Origin of the sequence: Hydrogenophaga sp. H7 (assembly GCF_002025745.1) — a bacterium.
Taxonomy (GTDB): domain Bacteria; phylum Pseudomonadota; class Gammaproteobacteria; order Burkholderiales; family Burkholderiaceae_C; genus Hydrogenophaga; species Hydrogenophaga pseudoflava.
In genome coordinates, this window is record NZ_MCIC01000012.1 from 418,965 (window position 1) to 435,534 (window position 16,570).

14 protein-coding genes and 1 tRNA gene are annotated in these 16,570 nt (G+C 68.0%); 9 read left to right on the plus strand and 6 right to left on the minus strand.

The genetic code is table 11. The features are described from left to right. Window positions 1–15: 15 nt before the first annotated feature. The 6 genes from ppc (at window position 16) to BC358_RS08535 (ending at window position 7,291) form a co-directional block, all read left to right on the plus strand. The gene (gene ppc, locus BC358_RS08510) at window positions 16–2,847 is read left to right on the plus strand and encodes a phosphoenolpyruvate carboxylase (protein WP_079365474.1); all 2,832 of its coding nucleotides are present in this window, start codon (window positions 16–18) and stop codon (window positions 2,845–2,847) included. A gap of 52 nt (window positions 2,848–2,899) precedes the next feature. Beyond that, the gene (locus BC358_RS08515; protein WP_066153302.1) at window positions 2,900–3,754 is read left to right on the plus strand and encodes a 3',5'-nucleoside bisphosphate phosphatase; all 855 of its coding nucleotides are present in this window, start codon (window positions 2,900–2,902) and stop codon (window positions 3,752–3,754) included. 102 nt (window positions 3,755–3,856) lie between these two features. After that, complete coding sequence (locus BC358_RS08520) at window positions 3,857–4,498, plus strand: L-threonylcarbamoyladenylate synthase (protein WP_079365475.1); 642 nt, start codon at window positions 3,857–3,859, stop codon at window positions 4,496–4,498. A gap of 4 nt (window positions 4,499–4,502) precedes the next feature. Further along, complete coding sequence (locus BC358_RS08525) at window positions 4,503–5,171, plus strand: site-2 protease family protein (RefSeq protein WP_079365476.1); 669 nt, start codon at window positions 4,503–4,505, stop codon at window positions 5,169–5,171. Window positions 5,172–5,189: 18 nt separating this feature from the next. After that, a complete protein-coding gene (locus BC358_RS08530) occupies window positions 5,190–6,485 on the plus strand; it encodes a tryptophan--tRNA ligase (RefSeq protein WP_079365477.1) in 1,296 nt (431 codons plus the stop codon). Window positions 6,486–6,697: 212 nt separating this feature from the next. Beyond that, on the plus strand, window positions 6,698–7,291 hold the full coding sequence (locus tag BC358_RS08535; RefSeq protein WP_079365478.1) for a LuxR C-terminal-related transcriptional regulator: 594 nt from the start codon (window positions 6,698–6,700) through the stop codon (window positions 7,289–7,291). Window position 7,292: 1 nt separating this feature from the next. Here BC358_RS08535 and BC358_RS08540 read toward each other — a convergent pair whose 3' ends face one another. Beyond that, the gene (locus tag BC358_RS08540) at window positions 7,293–8,711 is read right to left on the minus strand and encodes a HAMP domain-containing sensor histidine kinase (protein WP_079365479.1); all 1,419 of its coding nucleotides are present in this window, start codon (window positions 8,709–8,711) and stop codon (window positions 7,293–7,295) included. Window positions 8,712–8,813: 102 nt separating this feature from the next. On the opposite strand from BC358_RS08540, the gene BC358_RS08545 reads away from it, so the two are divergent. Continuing rightward, window positions 8,814–8,905, plus strand: a tRNA-Ser gene (locus tag BC358_RS08545). Between the two features lie 59 nt (window positions 8,906–8,964). Here the strand turns inward: BC358_RS08545 and BC358_RS08550 are convergent. From BC358_RS08550 to BC358_RS08560, 3 genes are all read right to left on the minus strand, one after another. Further along, window positions 8,965–9,747: a hypothetical protein gene (locus BC358_RS08550; protein ID WP_079365480.1), complete on the minus strand. Its 783-nt coding sequence runs from the start codon at window positions 9,745–9,747 to the stop codon at window positions 8,965–8,967. A 5-nt stretch (window positions 9,748–9,752) separates the two neighbouring features. Further along, entirely contained in the window at window positions 9,753–10,277 is a 525-nt protein-coding gene (locus BC358_RS08555; RefSeq protein ID WP_256861451.1) for a DUF2889 domain-containing protein, read from the minus strand. Between the two features lie 99 nt (window positions 10,278–10,376). Then, window positions 10,377–11,597: a multidrug effflux MFS transporter gene (locus BC358_RS08560; protein WP_079365482.1), complete on the minus strand. Its 1,221-nt coding sequence runs from the start codon at window positions 11,595–11,597 to the stop codon at window positions 10,377–10,379. Between the two features lie 73 nt (window positions 11,598–11,670). Between BC358_RS08560 and BC358_RS08565 the strand changes: the two genes are divergently transcribed. Further along, on the plus strand, window positions 11,671–12,141 hold the full coding sequence (locus BC358_RS08565; RefSeq protein ID WP_079365483.1) for an EVE domain-containing protein: 471 nt from the start codon (window positions 11,671–11,673) through the stop codon (window positions 12,139–12,141). Here the strand turns inward: BC358_RS08565 and BC358_RS08570 are convergent. Continuing rightward, entirely contained in the window at window positions 12,116–12,649 is a 534-nt protein-coding gene (locus BC358_RS08570) for a DUF962 domain-containing protein (protein ID WP_079365484.1), read from the minus strand. The genes BC358_RS08565 and BC358_RS08570 overlap by 26 nt on opposite strands. A gap of 125 nt (window positions 12,650–12,774) precedes the next feature. Here BC358_RS08570 and BC358_RS08575 point away from each other — a divergent pair, with 125 nt between their 5' ends. Next, window positions 12,775–13,494, plus strand: a complete 720-nt coding sequence (locus BC358_RS08575; RefSeq protein WP_066153272.1) for a Crp/Fnr family transcriptional regulator — start codon at window positions 12,775–12,777, stop codon at window positions 13,492–13,494. On the opposite strand, the gene BC358_RS08580 is transcribed toward BC358_RS08575, so the two are convergent. Then, window positions 13,445–16,567: an error-prone DNA polymerase gene (locus BC358_RS08580; RefSeq protein ID WP_079365485.1), complete on the minus strand. Its 3,123-nt coding sequence runs from the start codon at window positions 16,565–16,567 to the stop codon at window positions 13,445–13,447. The two genes, BC358_RS08575 and BC358_RS08580, sit on opposite strands and share 50 nt — an antisense overlap. Window positions 16,568–16,570 lie beyond the last annotated feature (3 nt).

Below are 16,570 nucleotides of genomic sequence, written 5' to 3' on the forward strand. Positions count from 1 at the left end.
TCGCCACCACCCCGCATGAGCCCCTCCCCCGCCCGCAAAGCAGCCCCCGCATCCCGCAGCCGTGCCAGCGCCGACAAGGACCTGCCCCTGGTCGAAGACATTCGCCTGCTGGGCCGCATCCTGGGTGATGTGATCCGGGAACAGGAGGGAAAGGCGATGTTCGAACTGATCGAGCTGATCCGCCAGCTCTCGGTGGCGTTTCGCCGGCACGCCGACGAATCGGCCGACAAGACGCTCAAGAAGCTGCTCAAGGGTCTGTCGGGCCAGCAGACGGTCAGCGTGATCCGCGCCTTCACCTACTTCAGCCACCTGGCCAACCTGGCCGAGGACCGCCACCACATCCGCCGCCGCGCCATCCACGAGCGCGCAGGCGATGTGCAGCCCGGCAGCCTGGCCATGACCCTGCAACGTCTGCACAAGGCCGGCATCGCGCCGCCGCAGATCGTGCAGACCCTGGCCGAAGCGCACATTTCCCCCGTGCTCACAGCCCACCCCACCGAGGTGCAGCGCAAGAGCATCCTGGACGCCGAGCGCGACATCGCCCGCCTGCTGGCCGAGCGCGACCACCTGCTGCCGCGCGAACTGGCCGACAACGAGCTGCAGCTGCGCGCCCGCGTCACCCAGCTGTGGCAGACACGACTGCTGCGCTACACCAAGCTCACTGTGGCCGACGAGATCGAGAACGCGCTGAGCTACTACCAGGCCACGTTCCTGAGCGAGATCCCACGCATCTACCGCGACCTCGAAGAGGGGCTCGGCGAGGCCGCGGCCGAGGGCCTCGCGCCCTTCCTGCGCATGGGTCAGTGGATCGGCGGTGACCGCGATGGCAACCCCAACGTCACCGCCCCCACACTGGACCTCGCCCTGCGCAGCCAGTGCGAGATGGTGCTGCGCCACCACCTGACCCAGATCCACCTGCTCGGCGCCGAGCTGTCTGTGTCGGCCATCCTCACGCAGGTCTCGCCCGCGATGCAGGCGCTGGCCGAGCGCTCGCCCGACCGCAACGCCCACCGCCAGGACGAACCCTACCGCCGAGCCCTCACCGGCATGTACGCCCGTCTGGCCGCCACCCTGCAGACGCTCACCGGCGGCGAAGCGGCACGGCATGCCATCGCACCGCAGGACCCCTACAGCGGCCCCGAAGAGCTGCTGGCCGACCTGCGCACCATCGAAGCCTCGCTGCTGGCGCACCACGGCGCCCACCTGGTGCGCGGCCGCCTGCGGCCGCTGATCCGTGCGGTGGAGGTGTTCGGTTTTCACCTCGCCACGGTGGACCTCCGCCAGAGCTCGGACAAACACGAAGAGGTGGTGGCCGAACTGCTGGCCACGGCCCGCATCGAGCCGGACTACAGCGCCCTCGACGAAAACGCCAAACGCACCCTGCTGCTGAAACAGCTCAACGACGCGCGGCCGCTGCGGGTGCCTGGCGTCGACTACTCGGCCCACGCGCAGAGCGAGCTGGCCATCTTCGAAACCGCGCGCCTGGCACGACAGCGCTACGGCAATGCGGCGATCCGACACGCCATCATCAGCCACACCGAAACAGTCAGCGACCTGCTCGAAGTCCTGCTGCTGCAGAAAGAAGTCGGACTGGTCCACGGCCTGCTGTCCGAAAACGCGGTGGCCGAACTGATCGTCGTGCCGCTGTTCGAGACCATCGAAGACCTGCGCAACGCCGCACCCATCATGCGCGAGTACTACGCACTGCCGGGCGTGCGCGAGATGGTGCTGCGCGGCGCGGCCGACGGCTATGGCGAGCAGGACATCATGCTCGGCTACTCCGACAGCAACAAGGACGGCGGCATCTTCACCAGCAACTGGGAGCTCTACCGTGCTGAGATCGCGCTGGTCGAGCTGTTCGACCACCTCAACGCGGGGGCCGAGAAGACCATCGGTCTGCGCATGTTCCACGGCCGCGGCGGCACCGTGGGCCGTGGCGGCGGTCCGAGCTACCAGGCCATCCTGGCCCAGCCACCGGGCACGGTGCGCGGCCAGATCCGTCTGACCGAACAGGGCGAGGTCATCGGCTCGAAATACGCCAACCCCGAGATCGGCCGGCGCAACCTCGAAACCCTGGTCGCTGCCACGCTGGAGGCCACGCTGCTGCAGCCCACGCGCAATGCGCCCAAGGCCTTCCTGGACGCCGCCGCCGAGCTGTCCATCGCGAGCATGAAGGCCTACCGCGCGCTGGTTTACGACACGCCGCGCTTCCCCGAGTACTTCTTCGCCGCGACACCGATCCGCGAAATCGCCGAACTCAACATCGGCTCGCGCCCCGCTTCGCGCAAGGCGACGCAGAAGATCGAAGACCTGCGGGCCATCCCCTGGGGCTTCAGCTGGGGCCAGTGCCGCCTGACGCTGCCCGGCTGGTACGGCTTCGGTTCGGCGGTCCAGGCTTTCCTCAAGGCCGGCGGCGCCAAGGGCCAGACCCAGCGCAAGGAGCTGCTGCAGAAGATGTTCAAGCAATGGCCCTTCTTCAGCACCCTGCTGTCCAACATGGACATGGTGATGGCCAAGAGCGACCTGGCCTTGGCCACGCGCTACGCCGAGCTGGTCGAGGACAAGAAGCTGCGCAAGAAGGTGTTCGACGCCATCGAGGCCGAATGGCACCGCACGGCCGAAGCCCTGACGCTGATCACCGGCGAGAAGCAGCGCCTGGCCAACAACGAAGCCCTGCAGCGCTCGGTGCGCCACCGCTTCCCCTACATCGACCCGCTGCACCACCTGCAGGTCGAACTGGTACAACGCCACCGGTCGGGTGATCTGGACAACGAGGATGAGAAGGTGCGCCGGGGTATCCACCTCTCGATCAACGGCATCGCAGCCGGTCTGCGGAACACCGGCTGAGGCCATCCCCGCGACGACAGCGGGGGCAGAGGGCGGCCACTAAAATGAATAGGTGACCCATTTGACCAACGCCGACCTGCACTGCCACTCCGTTGTCTCGGATGGCACGCTCATGCCCGAGGAGCTCGCGCCCCGGGCCAAGACCAATGGCGTCGAACTCTGGGCGCTGACCGACCACGACGAGGTCGGCGGTCAGGAGCGCGCGGCAGCGGCGGCCCGGCAGGTGGGTCTGCCCTACCTCACCGGCACCGAAATCTCGGTCACGTTCGCCAACGTCACGGTGCACATCGTCGGGCTGGGCTTCGATCCCACCGATCGGGCGCTGGTCAACGGGCTGCGCCAGACCCGTGGCGGCCGCGAGGAACGCGCCCGGCAGATGGGTGTGGAGCTGGCGCGCGCGGGCATTCCCGGCGCCTTCGAAGGCGCGATGAAATACGTCGGCAACCCCGACCTGATCTCGCGCAGCCACTTCGCCCGCTATATCGTCGAGTCAGGCCATTGCCCCGACACCAACGCCGTGTTCCGCAAGTACCTGGCAGAGGGCAAGCCCGGGTTCGTGCCGCACCGTTGGGCCAACCTGGGTGATGCGGTGAAGTGGATCACCGGCGCCGGTGGTGTCGCAGTGATCGCTCATCCCGCCCGCTACAAGTTCACCGCCAACGAAGAATTCGCGCTGTTCAACGAGTTCCGCACGCACGGGGGCCGTGGTGTCGAGGTGGTCACTGGCGCCCACAGCCAGGCCGACTATGTGAAATACGCCGAGTTCTGCAGCGAGTTCGATCTGCTGGCCTCGCGCGGCAGCGACTTCCACAGCCCCGACGAAAGCCACACCGACCTGGGCAAGCTGCCCGACCTGCCGGGCGGCGTCACGCCGGTCTGGTCCCTGCTCGAATCGCGCATCCAGTGACGGCTGCGCTTCCGGTTGCCCACGGCCATCGCGCCGTTGTGGGCTTGGCCTGGCTGCCACCGCAAGGCTGAAACCGCGCTCTGTCCAGCGCACAATCGCGTCATGTCCCAGTTCTTTGAAGTCCACCCCGACAACCCACAGCCGCGACTGCTCAAGCAGGCGGTGCAATTGCTTGAACGGGGCGGCGTGCTCGCCGTGCCGACCGACTCCAGCTACGCCTTGGCCTGCCACCTGGACGACAAGGCCGCGGCCGACCGGCTGCGCCGCATCCGCCAGGTCGACGACAAGCACCACCTGACGCTGCTCTGCCGCGACCTGAGCCAGCTCTCCAGCTACGCCAAGGTTGACAACCGGCAGTACCGGCTGCTGAAGCTGGCCACGCCGGGGCCCTACACCTTCATCCTCGAAGCCAGCAAGGAGGTGCCCCGGCGGGTGAGCCACCCCTCGCGCAAGACCATCGGGCTGCGTGTGCCGCAGCACGCTGCCCTGCTGGCGCTGCTGGACCTGCACAACGCCCCGCTGCTGGCCACCACGCTGATCGCACCGGGCGAAAGCGACCCGATGAACGACGCCGGCGAGATCCGCGAGCGCTTCGAACGTGAGATCGACGGCGTGATCGATGCGGGCGCCTGCGCCCTGGAACCCACCACCGTGGTCGACCTCACCTCCATGGGCACCGGCGGCGAGCCCGAGGTGGTGCGCGAGGGCCGCGGGCCGCTGCAGGCCCTGGGTCTGGGACAATAGGCCGATGGATTTCGCGCAGATCGTTCAAACCGTCGCCATCTACGCCCTGCCCGTGCTGTTCGCCATCACGGTGCACGAGGCGGCCCACGGCTACGCCGCCCGGCACTTCGGCGACGACACCGCCTGGAAGCTGGGCCGCATCACGCTCAACCCGGTCAAGCACATCGACCCGATCGGCACGATCCTCATGCCACTGGTGCTGTATTTCGCGACCTCCGGGGCCTTCCTGTTCGGCTACGCCAAGCCGGTGCCGGTGCAGTTCGGGCGTCTGAGGAACCCCAAGCGGGACATGGTCTGGGTGGCGCTGGCCGGGCCAGGCGCCAACCTGGCGCAGGCCATCGGCTGGACTCTGGCGCTGTACCTGATGATCTTCTCAGGTGTGGACGAGCGGTTTTTTCTGGAGATGGGTCGCGCTGGCGTGCTGGTGAACCTGGTGATGTTCGCCTTCAACCTGTTTCCAGTGCCTCCCCTGGACGGTGGCCGCATCCTGGTCGGCCTGCTGCCCTGGAAGCAGGCCGTGATGGTCTCGCGCATCGAACCCTGGGGATTCTTCATCGTGATGGGTCTGGTCATCATGGGCGTGATCGGCTCGCTCTGGATGTACCCGCTGATGGGTTTGACCAACTCGCTGATTGAGCTGCTGCTGACCCCCGTGCGCGCCCTGCTGTTCTGATTTTTTCCCCGACTGTCCATGAGCCTCCAACGCGTCCTGACCGGCATCACCACGTCCGGCACCCCCCATCTGGGCAACTACGTCGGCGCCGTGCGCCCCACCGTGCGCGCCAGCCGCCTGCCCGACACCCAGAATTTCTACTTCCTGGCCGACTACCACGCGCTCATCAAAACTGGCGGCGACCCGGAACGCGTGCAGCGCTCCACGCTGGAGATCGCGGCTACCTGGCTGGCCTGCGGCCTGGACCCCGAGAAGGTGACCTTTTACCGCCAGTCCGACATCCCCGAGATTCCGGAGCTGACCTGGCTGCTGACCTGTGTCACGGGCAAGGGTCTGCTCAACCGCGCCCATGCCTACAAGGCTTCGGTCGACAAGAACCACGCCGCCGGCGAGGACCCGGATGCGGGCGTGACCGCCGGCCTGTTCATGTACCCGGTGCTGATGGCGGCCGACATCCTGATGTTCAACGCCCACCAGGTGCCGGTGGGCCGCGACCAGATCCAGCACATCGAGATGGCGCGTGACATCGCCTCCAGCTTCAACCACCTCTATGGCGAGCACTTCACGCTGCCAGAAGCGGTGACCGAGGACCATGTGGCCCTGCTGCCCGGCCTGGACGGCCGCAAGATGAGCAAGAGCTACGACAACACGATTCCGCTGTTCGCCCCGAAGGAGCAGTTGCGCAAGCTCATCATGGGCATCCTGACCGACTCGCGGGCGCCAGGCGAGCCCAAGGACACAGCAGGCTCGGCCCTGTTCCAGCTCTACCAGGCCTTCGCCAGCGCCGAAGAAACCGCGGCCCTCGCCCAGGCCTACGCCGACGGCGTCGCCTGGGGGGAAGCCAAGCAGGTGCTGTTCGACCGGCTGGAGCGCGAGATCGCGCCGATGCGCGAGGTCTACGACGCCCTCATCCAGAACCCGGCACAGATTGAGAAGACCCTCAAGGCGGGTGCCGAGAAGGCCCGTGCCATCGCGACGCCATTCACCGCCCGGCTGCGCCACGCGGTGGGCCTGCGCTCGCTGGCTGATTTGCCCAGCGAATCGACCACCAAGGCGACCAAGGCGGCTGCGCCAGCCTTCAAGCAGTACCGCGAAAAAGACGGACAGTTCTATTTCAAGCTGGTCGACGCACAAGGCAAACTGCTGATCCAGAGCGCCGGGTTCCCGGCTCCGCGGGACGCGGCGGACGCCATCCGGCAGTTGCAATCGCAGGGAGAGGCCGCACTTGGGGCTCTTCAGGACCGGCTGTCGGTGACCGGGAGTTCCTCCGAGGTCGCCTCGGCCCTGCAGTATTTCGCGGCAACCGTGACCTGAGTCCGGGTTTGGCCGCCCATTCAGCCCTCGTCTTTCCCCATGAAATGACCCCGGTGAGACAATGCAATATGAGGACTGGAGTTCCACGTACAGCGCCTTGAGCCGGGGAAAACTAAAAACAAGGACTGCAACGGGGCGCAAATTGGTATCGCCAAGTACCGTCGATATCTATATGCTGGACCCTCGAAGCACCTATTCCTACAGCATTTGCCATGAGTATCTTTGTCATTGACGACCATCCCCTGATGCGCGAGGCCGTCGTCATGCTGCTTCGCCGCCTGCGGACCTCGACCCAGGTGATTGAACTGGAGCGTCTGGCGACCGTCAGCCGTGCCATCGCCGAACACGGCGAGCCCGAACTGGTGTGCCTGGACCTCAAGCTGCCCGACACCCATGGTGTGTCGGGTGTGCGGGAAATCCGCCAGATGCTGCCCGACACCTCGCTCATCGTGCTGTCGGCTTCCCCGGCTTCCGACTACGAGGACCTGGCCCGCGAAGCCGGCGCCGACGCCTATGTGGAAAAGTCGGCCGGAGCGGCGCAGATCGGCCGCGTGCTGCGCGAATTCCTGGCCGATGAGCCGGAAGACGAGAACGCTCCGACGATTCCCGAGAAGCTCTCCAAGCGCCAGAAACAGTTGCTGGTCATGCTCGACCGGGGTCTGTCCAACCGCGACATCGCCGAGCAGCTGCAGATCAGCGAGCACACGGTCAAGGTGCACCTGTGGCGCCTGTTCCGCCGCCTGAACGTCAAGAGCCGCTCGCAGGCCAGCCACCTCGCCCGCACCGCGGGCCTCCTTGACATGTGATTCAGGTCGGCACGTCCGGCACACCCTGCTGCTGGGTGTAGAGCGGGATCATCACCCGGAACACGCTGCCCCGGTTGGCCTCGGAGGAAAGGGCCAGCTGGTAGCCCATCATGGTCGCCAGCTTGGAGACGATGGTGAGCCCCAGGCCCAGGCTGTCCTCGGTGCCATGGTGCTGCGAAACCCGGAAGAACTCCTGGAAGATGGCCTGCTGGTGCTCGCGGGCGATGCCCACACCGGTGTCCCACACCTCGAACAACAGCATGTCCTCGCGGTAGCGCAGGCCCAGCAACACGCCCCCCTTGCTCGTGTGCTTGAGGGCATTGGACAGCAGGTTGCCCAGGATGCGCCGCAGCACCACAGGATCGGCCCAGATCACGGCAGGACGGGTGTGGGTGCGCAACCGGATCGACTTGCCCGCAGCCACCGGTGCGAATTGCAGCGACAGATCGGCGAACAATTGCTGGACATCCACGTGCTGGAGCCGCACCTTGTAGTTGCCTGCATCGATGCGCGTGAGGTCGAACAGCGAGTCGAACAGCTCGTTGATCGCCCGGGTGGACTGCAGGATGCGCGGTGAGATGTCGCGCGCCATCTCCGGCTCGGTGGCCAGCCAGTCGGCGTACAGGCTGAGCGCATGCACCGGCTGGCGAAGGTCGTGTGCGGCAGAGGCCAGGAAGCGGTTCTTGGTTGCCACGGCGCGCAGGGAAGCCCGGGTTTGCTGCGTCAGGGAGTCGATCAGCTCCTGGTTTGAAAACTGGAGCTCGAAACTGGAACGGTAGACCTCGTTGAGGCGTTTGCCGGCAGACATCAGCAACCACCAGAACAGCACCAGCAAGACCAGCAGACCCGCGCTGGTGTCAATGGGCATCGCGTTGGGCGACTGCTGGGACACCGTGAAAGGCGCCGCGACCAGAGCGCCCGCAACCACCAGCACCACGGTGTTGGCGTAGACGCGGAACACAGGCAGGTAGGGGCTGAACGAAACCAGCGAAATCAGTCCCTGGCCCATCACCAGCATCCCGCAGATGAACTGCACCCCGACACCCGATCGTCCGTAGCTCATTGGCACGACACTGGCCCAGAGGAAGGCGATGGCCACCCAGGACCACTGGTAGCGCCTGATGAAGGTCTTGCGCCGCGAGCCTTCCTGAATGTCAAACTTGAGGCGGTAGACGCCCAGCATGCGGTAGCGGAACCCGATCATGAAGAGCAGCGCGATCACCCAGCCCAGGAGCACGAACAGGTTGACCTCGTTCCACAGCATGAAGACCACCAGGGGAATGGCCATGAGGGCGGCCCCGAGGGTGGGCATCACGTTGTCCATGAGCACGGCAATCAACCGTGAATTCACCCACTGGTCTCGCACCTCGGCGGTGGCCGGTACGTGCTGGTAGGTGGCGGGCTGGGTGTCGACAAGCATGTGATGCGCTCTGGGTGGGTGGCATTGTCGCACCGCGCCCGGGCCGGTGAGTCGCGGAAAAAGCGACACCCAAGCTGCTGCTAGAATGCAGGGCTTGACCGCGGAGAGGTGGCAGAGTGGTCGAATGCACCGGATTCGAAATCCGGCGTACAGGTTCTCCTGTACCGAGGGTTCGAATCCCTCCTTCTCCGCCAGGAATTCGTTCCACTTCAGCGCCCACCTCCGAGTGGGCGTTGTCGTTTCTGAGCGTTGTTCAGTCCCCCAGCAGGGCCGCCAGACCGCCCTCTGGCTCGAAGCGCCGGTTGCGGTAGCGCAGCCGTGTCGGCCCGATCCAGGCGGGCTCGCGCACCGGGTGCGCGGGATCACCCGGGTAGCAGATCACGCGCTCGCCGTGGTCGTCGAACGGCTGCGGCTCGATCAGGGCCGGCGGGCGCTGGCGAGCCAGGTCGAGCGCCCCGACCACATCCCGGATGCGCACCAGCTGCACCAGGCTCATGATCTGCGGCGGCGCCAGGTCGATCTCGCCGGCCCAGTAGCGCCGCAAGCCTTCGGCCGGAGGCACCCACACCACGTCGGTGGCCTCGAAGTCGTCGTGCACCGCCTCCTGGTCCGGCGGCGCGACGGCAACGAAGAAGCGGGTGTCGAAGCGCTTGCGGGTCACCGACGGCTGGCGTGGCGTGATCCAGCGTGACCAGGGCCACAACGAATCCGCAGGCAGCGCCAGCGCGCATTCCTCGCGGGTCTCGCGCAGCGCCGAGGCGAACAGGCCGCGCGCCACCACCGGCGCCAGACCGGGCTCGGCCAGCGCCTGTGCAAACCAGCCGGCGTCGTGGTCCAGGCCCGGCAGCGCCGCCTCGCTGTCCTGCGCGTCCAGCTTGCCACCCGGGAACACGTGTACGCCACCCAGCACGCCCGAATCCCCGTGGCGGCGCACCATCAGCACCTCCAGGCCGCGCGCGCCATCGCGCAGCACCATCACGGTGGCGGAGTCGATTGGCGCGCAGTCGACCGCGTCGAAGTGGATCTCGATGGCCATGCGGATCAGCCGGCGGCTTTCGGTGGTGGCTGCCAGCGGAAGAACATGGGGTAGACCTTCTCGACCACCGGTCCGTCGAAGGCCCAGGCCTTGCACTGGCCCAGGTGCATGGGCGGACGTCCGTCGCCCGCAGGCGCAAACGAGGACGAGCGGGTCTGGAAGGCCGCAGTGGCCAGATTGAACAGCAGCTCGCGCAGGTGGGTGCAGCCGATGGTGCCACCCAGGTGGCGTTCAATGGTCTTGCGCCAGCCCTTGCCCAGCGTCTCGCCGATCAGGCCCTGCATCGGCGGCATGGCCTGCGGGCAGGGGTCGTGCGGATGGGCATCCATGCTGACCTGCACATCACGGATCACCATGGCCTCGTCGACCGTGACCCGGATGCTCATGTGGTGGATCGGCTCGTGGGGTGCCCATTCCCCCTCGCCCTCGATCTCGAAGGCGTGCGGCTTGGTGTCGAGCATCTCGCCCTCGACATCCCACAGGCCGTCGTCGCGGCGGAAGCCGCGGTACTCGACACGGCGGGTGTGCATGGGGGTGCGGGCAACGGGCGGCGGCAGAGGCAAGGCAGAAGCTCCATCGGGGAACAGACAAACAGACGCCATTGTCTCCGCAGCGCCGGCCCGGTCATGTCACCCGAGGCGCTGCGGAGGTGGCGGCTGCTGGCCGCGGTGCAGGCGCCACTGCGCGGCGGCACCGCACAGCGCCAGGCCCAGCATCAGCCAGCCCAGGTTGACCGCGCCCTCGTGGTGGAACAGGCCGACGGCAAACCCACCGACCGCGCCCATGAGCTGCTGCGACAGGCCGGCCACGGCGGCGGCCGACCCTGCCAGCGCCGGCAGCAAGCCCACCGTGCCGGCCAGCGCCGGCGGCACCAGCAGGCCGTGGCCGATGCCCAGCAGCACCAGCGGCAGCGCAAACGCCAGCGGTGTGTTCAGCCCCATCAGCGCCAGCAGCAGCATCAGCGCCACCCCGCCGACCGTGAGGATCTGTCCAAGCCGCATGATGCGGCGTTCGCTGATACGGTGCGACAGGTGCGTGGTCAGGTAGTTGCCCAGGATGTAGGAACCCGGGATTGCCATGATGTAGAAGCCGATGCCGTCGGGCTTGACGCCATAGCTGCCCAGCACGATGGGCGCGCCACCGAGGAAGGCGTAAAAGGTGGCGGTGGTCATGGCCAGCAGCAACACGTGCAGCCCGAACGAAGGTTCGCGCGCCAGCTGTGCGTAGGACGAGAGCATGGCCTTGAGCCAGTGCGGCTGCACGCCGGTGCCGCTCTGGTGCTCGGGCAGGCCGCGCCAGGCCGCAATGAACAGCAGCACGGCGAGCACCGCCATGACGACGAAGTTCGACTGCCAGCCCAGGCGCACATGCAGTTGCCCGCCGATGATGGTGGCCAGCGGGGGACACAGGCCCATGGCCATGCCCACGTAGGCCATCACGCGCGTGCGCTCGGGCCCGGCGAACAGGTCCTGCACCAGCGCCCGGCCAATCACCATGCAGGCCGCACTGCCCGCGCCCTGCAGCAGCCGCGCCAGCACCAGGGTCGGCAGGTCGGGCGCGAAGACCGCCATCACCGAGCCGGCGAAGGCGATGACCAGGCCGATCATCAGGATGCGCTTGCGGCCCAGCCGATCCGACAGCGGGCCGTAGACCAGCTGCAGCGAGCCGTAGGTGACGACGTAGCCGCTGAAGGTCAGCTGCACCGCCGCCTGGCTGGAGCCGAAAATCGCACCCCATTCCTGCATCGACGGCAGGCAGATGGTCATGGCCAACAGGCCGAAGGCAAGCTGAGCCAGCAGGTTGGCGATCAGCAGGCGGTGGGGAGCGGTGGGAGTGGCGGATGCGGTCATGAAGCCCCCGAGGCTACCGTGATTTGCACGCAAGTCGCGTCCACTGCGAGATACCCCCCGCTAACATGGCGCCATGAACACCCAGTACTGGCTGATGAAGTCCGAGCCCGAGGAGTGCTCGATCGACGACGCCCTGGCCGCGCCCGGCGCCTCCGTGCCCTGGACCGGCGTGCGCAACTACCAGGCGCGCAACTTCATGCGCGACGCGATGCGCATAGGCGACGGCGTGCTGTTCTACCACTCCAGCTGCGCCGAACCGGGCATCGTGGGCCTGGCGCGCGTGGCCTCGGAAATCAAGCCTGACCCGACGCAGTTCGACCCGGCCTCGCCCTACTTCGACACCAAGTCCTCACCCGACAAGCCGCGCTGGCTGCTGCGGGATGTGCAGGCGCTGAAGAAGACCCGGCTGATCGGTCTGCCCGAGCTGCGCGCCACGCCCGAGCTGGCCGAGATGGTGGTGCTGCAGCGCGGCAGCCGGCTCTCGATCACGCCGGTGAGCGAGGCGCACTGGACCTTCATCACTCGGCGGCTGTTGGGCGATTGACAACGCGCATCGGGCCGGCGCCGGCGATCACCGCCGCGCGCACGTCGCGCTGCAAACCCACCGCCATCTGCACCTCGGCCACCAGGAACATCGGGCCCACGAGCAGGCCGCGCAGGTCGTCGAAAAAGGCCGGTTTGCGGCCTTCCCACACATGCCCGACCGCCTGGAACACCCAGCCGACCACAAAGCTGCCCAGCCCCCAGGCGAGCCAGGAGGGCATGTCCGCCTCAGCGAGGGGATCGGCCAGCGCCACCATCGCCCCCAGCACCGCGAGGGTGGGCACCGTCAGCGACCAGCGCCCTTGCCTCAAGTACCAGACGCCTGTCAGCGCCCAGACCAGCCAGTGCGCGCCCGGCAGCAGGGCATCGGCCCCGCCCAGCGGCACGCGCGCCAGCATCACCGCGATGCCGAAGGCGATCAGCGGGATGCCGACAAAGTGGGTCGCGATGTTGCGCGGGTCGCGGTGGTAGCGCGCGTACTCGATCAGCTGGCGGGTGGCGGTGTCCATGCGTGTCTCCTTGTCGTGGCAGCCGTGAAAGCGGCAAGGATGGCGGTACGGCGCCAGGGCGTCTGTCAAAATTTCGACAAACCCTGCCGGCACCGCACCGTCTTGCGGGCAAACCCCTAGCCGCCATGCCCGCATCCACCCCGGCCCCGCCCGGCCTGCACACTGCCCTGGCCAGCGATGAATGGTTCAGCGCCTGCGACCCGGCGCTGCAGGCCGAGTTGCTGCGCCTGGCCCGCATGCGCCACCTGGTGCCCGGTGAACCGCTTTTCGCGCGTGGCGGCGAAGCCGACGGCCTGTGTGCCGTGGTCGCGGGCGCGTTGCGCATTGGCGCCCTCAACGCCGAGGGCCACAACGCCTTGCTCGCCTACCTGGAGCCCTACCAATGGTTCGGCGAGATCTCGCTCATCGACGGTCGCCCGCGCACCCACGACGCCGTGGCCGACGGTCCCACCCAAGTGCTGGTGGTGCCGCGAGAGGCGCTGCTGGCCTGGCTGGACACCCACCCGGCGATGTGGCGCGAACTGGCTCGGCTGGCCTGCCGCAAGCTGCGTGTGCTGTTCATCGCGGTGGAAGAGCTGGCCCAGCTGCCGCTGGAAGAGCGCGTGTGGCGCCGGCTGCAGCTGGTGGCCCGCGGCTACGGCAGCCGCGACGCGCCGCGCCGGCGCATCCGCCTGTCGCAGGAGCTGCTGGCCCAAATGCTGGGCGTGAGCCGCCAGAGCATCAACAAGGCGCTCAAGGCGCTGGAAGCCGGCGGGCGGCTGCGGCTGCACTATGGGGAGATCGAGCTGCCGGCCCCTAGTGAAAATCCCGGCTCCCCGGCGCCAGCCGGCCCAGCAGCGGGTTGAGGTTTTCCAGCCGGCCGGCGATCAGGTTGCAGACCTCCCCTTCGCGCTGCCAGACGCCGTGCACAGCCAGCAGGCGTGAGCCGGTGAGCTCGGCGCGCTGGCGCTCGCGCAGCGCGCGCCAGACGATGACCTGCACCGTACCGGTCTCGTCCTCCAGCGTCACGAAGACCACACCTTGCGAGGTGCCCGGCTGCTGGCGGCAGGTGACGATGCCGCAGGCGCGCACCAGGCGGCCGTCGGGCGCGGCCTTCAGTTGTTCGGCGGTCATGAAGCGGCGCTTTTGCAGCCGCTCGCGCAGCAGGGCCAGCGGGTGCCGGCGCAGGGTCAGGCTGGTGCTCGCGTAGTCCCAGACGATGGCCTCGCCTTCGGGCGCTTCGTCGAGTGCAAGCGTGGCCTCGTTGACCGGCGCGCGGCGCAGGATGGCGGGCGCCGCCTGCAGCGCGGAGGCGTCCCAGACCTGCTGGCGGCGGTGGCCGGCCAGGCTCTGCAGCGCGTCGGCGGCGGCCAGTTGCTGCAGGGTCTGGCGGTCGAGTTGCGCGCGCAGGGCCAGATCCTCGGTGCTGGTGAAGGGCCGTTCGGCGCGGGCGGCGCTGATGCGCAAGGCCTCTTCTTTGGACAGTCCGCTCACCAGCCGAAGCCCCAGCCGCACCACCGGGTGGCCCGGTGCCTCGGGCGCGGGCATGTCTTCGAGCGTGCAGTCCCAGTCGCTGTGGCCCACGTCCACCGGTCGCACCACCACGCCGTGGCGCTGCGCGTCCTGCACCAGCTGGCTGGGGGTGTAGAAGCCCAGCGGCTGGCTGTTGAGCATGGCGGCCAGGAACTCGGCCGGGTGGTGGCGCTTGATCCAGCAGCTGTCGTAGACCAGCAGCGCAAAGCTGACCGCGTGGCTTTCTGGGAAGCCGTAGCTGGAGAAGCCCTTGACCTGTTCGACCACGCGCTGCGCGAATTCGAGCGGGTAGTCGTTGCGCGTCATGCCGTCGATCAGCCGGTGTTCGTAGGCCCCCAGGCCGCCGGTGCGCCGCCAGGCGCCCATGGCGCGGCGCAGGCCGTCGGCCTCGCCGGGGGTGAAGTCGGCCGCGATCATGGCGATCTGCATGCACTGCTCCTGGAACACCGGCACGCCCAGCGTGCGTTCCAGCGCGGCCTCCAGGCCCTTGGGGTAATCGACGTCTTCCTTGCCCTGGCGCCGCCGCAGATACGGATGCACCGCCCCGCCCTGGATCGGGCCGGGCCGCACCAGCGCGACCTCGACCACCAGGTCGTAGAACTTGCGTGGCCGCAGGCGCGGCAGCATGGCCATCTGCGCGCGGCTTTCGATCTGGAACACGCCCACGGTGTCGGCGGCGCAGATCATGTCGTAGGTGGCCTCGTCCCCGTCGGGGATGGTGTGCATCGGCATGGGCCGTCCACGGCGCTGGCCGATGAAGTCCAGCGACTTGCGGATGGCCGTGAGCATGCCCAGCGCCAGCACGTCGACCTTGAGCAGCCTCATGGCATCCAGGTCGTCCTTGTCCCACTGGATCACCGTGCGGTCGGGCATGGACGCGTTCTCGATCGGCACCAGCCGCGCCAGCGGTCCGCTGGTGAGCACAAAGCCGCCGGTGTGCTGCGAGAGGTGGCGCGGGAAGCCCAGCAACTGCTTGACCAGGGTGACGAACTGGCGCGCCGCCAGGCTGTCCGGGTCCAGCCCGGCCTCGCGCAGCCGCGTGTCGGCCAGGCCGTCCTCGTCCCACCAGCGGTGGTCGCGCGCCAGCCGCTCCAGCAGCTCGTCGTCAAAGCCCAGGGCCTTGCCCACGTCGCGCACCGTGCTGCGCGGGCGGTAGCTGATGACGGTGGCCGTCAGCGCGGCGCGGTCGCGCCCGTACTTTCTGTAGAGGTACTGGATGACCTCTTCGCGCCGCTCGTGTTCGAAGTCCACGTCGATGTCGGGCGGCTCGTTGCGCTCTCTGGACAGGAAGCGCTCGAACAGCAGCGAGGAGCGCGCGGGGTCCACCGCTGTCACGCCCAGGCAGTAGCAGACCGCGCTGTTGGCCGCCGAGCCGCGGCCCTGGCAGAGGATGCCCTGCGAACGCGCGAAGGCCACGATGTCGTGCACGGTGAGGAAGTAGTGCTCGTAGCCCAGCTCGGTGATGAGGGCCAGCTCGTGTTCGATCTGCGCACGCACCTTGGGCGGCACGCCCGCCGGCCAGTGTTCGGCGGCGCCGGCTTCGGTCAGGTCGCGCAGGTGCTGCGCCGGTGTCCGGCCTTCGGGCACCACCTCGGCCGGGTACTGGTAGCACAGCTCGTCCAGTGACCACTTCGTGCAGCAGCCGGCGATGTGCAGGGTTTCGGCCAGCAGCTCGGGCGGAAAGCTCTGAGCCAGCCGCACGCGGGTGCGCAGGTGCTGCTCGGCGTTGGGCGCGAGCGCAAAGCCGCAGTCCGTGAGTGGCCGGCCGATGCGGATGGCGGTCAGCACATCCTGCAGCGGTTTGCGCGAGCGCACGTGCATGTGCACATCGCCCACCGCCACCAGCGGCACGGCCGTGAGAGCGCCGGCCTCGCGCAGGCGGTGCAGGTGGATGGCGTCGTCCAGCCGGCCCAGCTGCGTCACGCCCAGCCAGCAGCGCCCCAGGAAGGTGCCGAGCAACCAGCGCGCGGTGGCGTTGCACTGGTCTTGTGTGGTGCCGCGCGGCGGCACGGCGATGGCCAGGCAGTCGGTCAGGATCTCGGGGTTCACATCGCCGAGGCGCAGCCGGTACGTGCCTTTGTCGGCCGAGCGCCGCAGCCGCGTGATGAGCTCGCAGAGATTGCCGTAACCGTTGAGATTCGTGGCCAGCAGCAGCAGGGTGAAGTCACCGCTGGGGTCACCGTCGGCCCGCACGAGGAACTGGCTGCCCACGATGAGCGGCAGGCCGTGCTTTTTCGCGGCCACGTGTGCCCGCGCGATGCCGGCCATGGAGCATTCGTCGGTGACGGCCAGTGCGGTGTAGCCCATGGCCTGGGCGCGCAGCACCAGCTCCTCGGCGTGGCTGGCGCCACGCAGGAACGTGAAGTTGGAGCAGCACAACAACTCGGCGTAATCGGGCAGGGACATGGC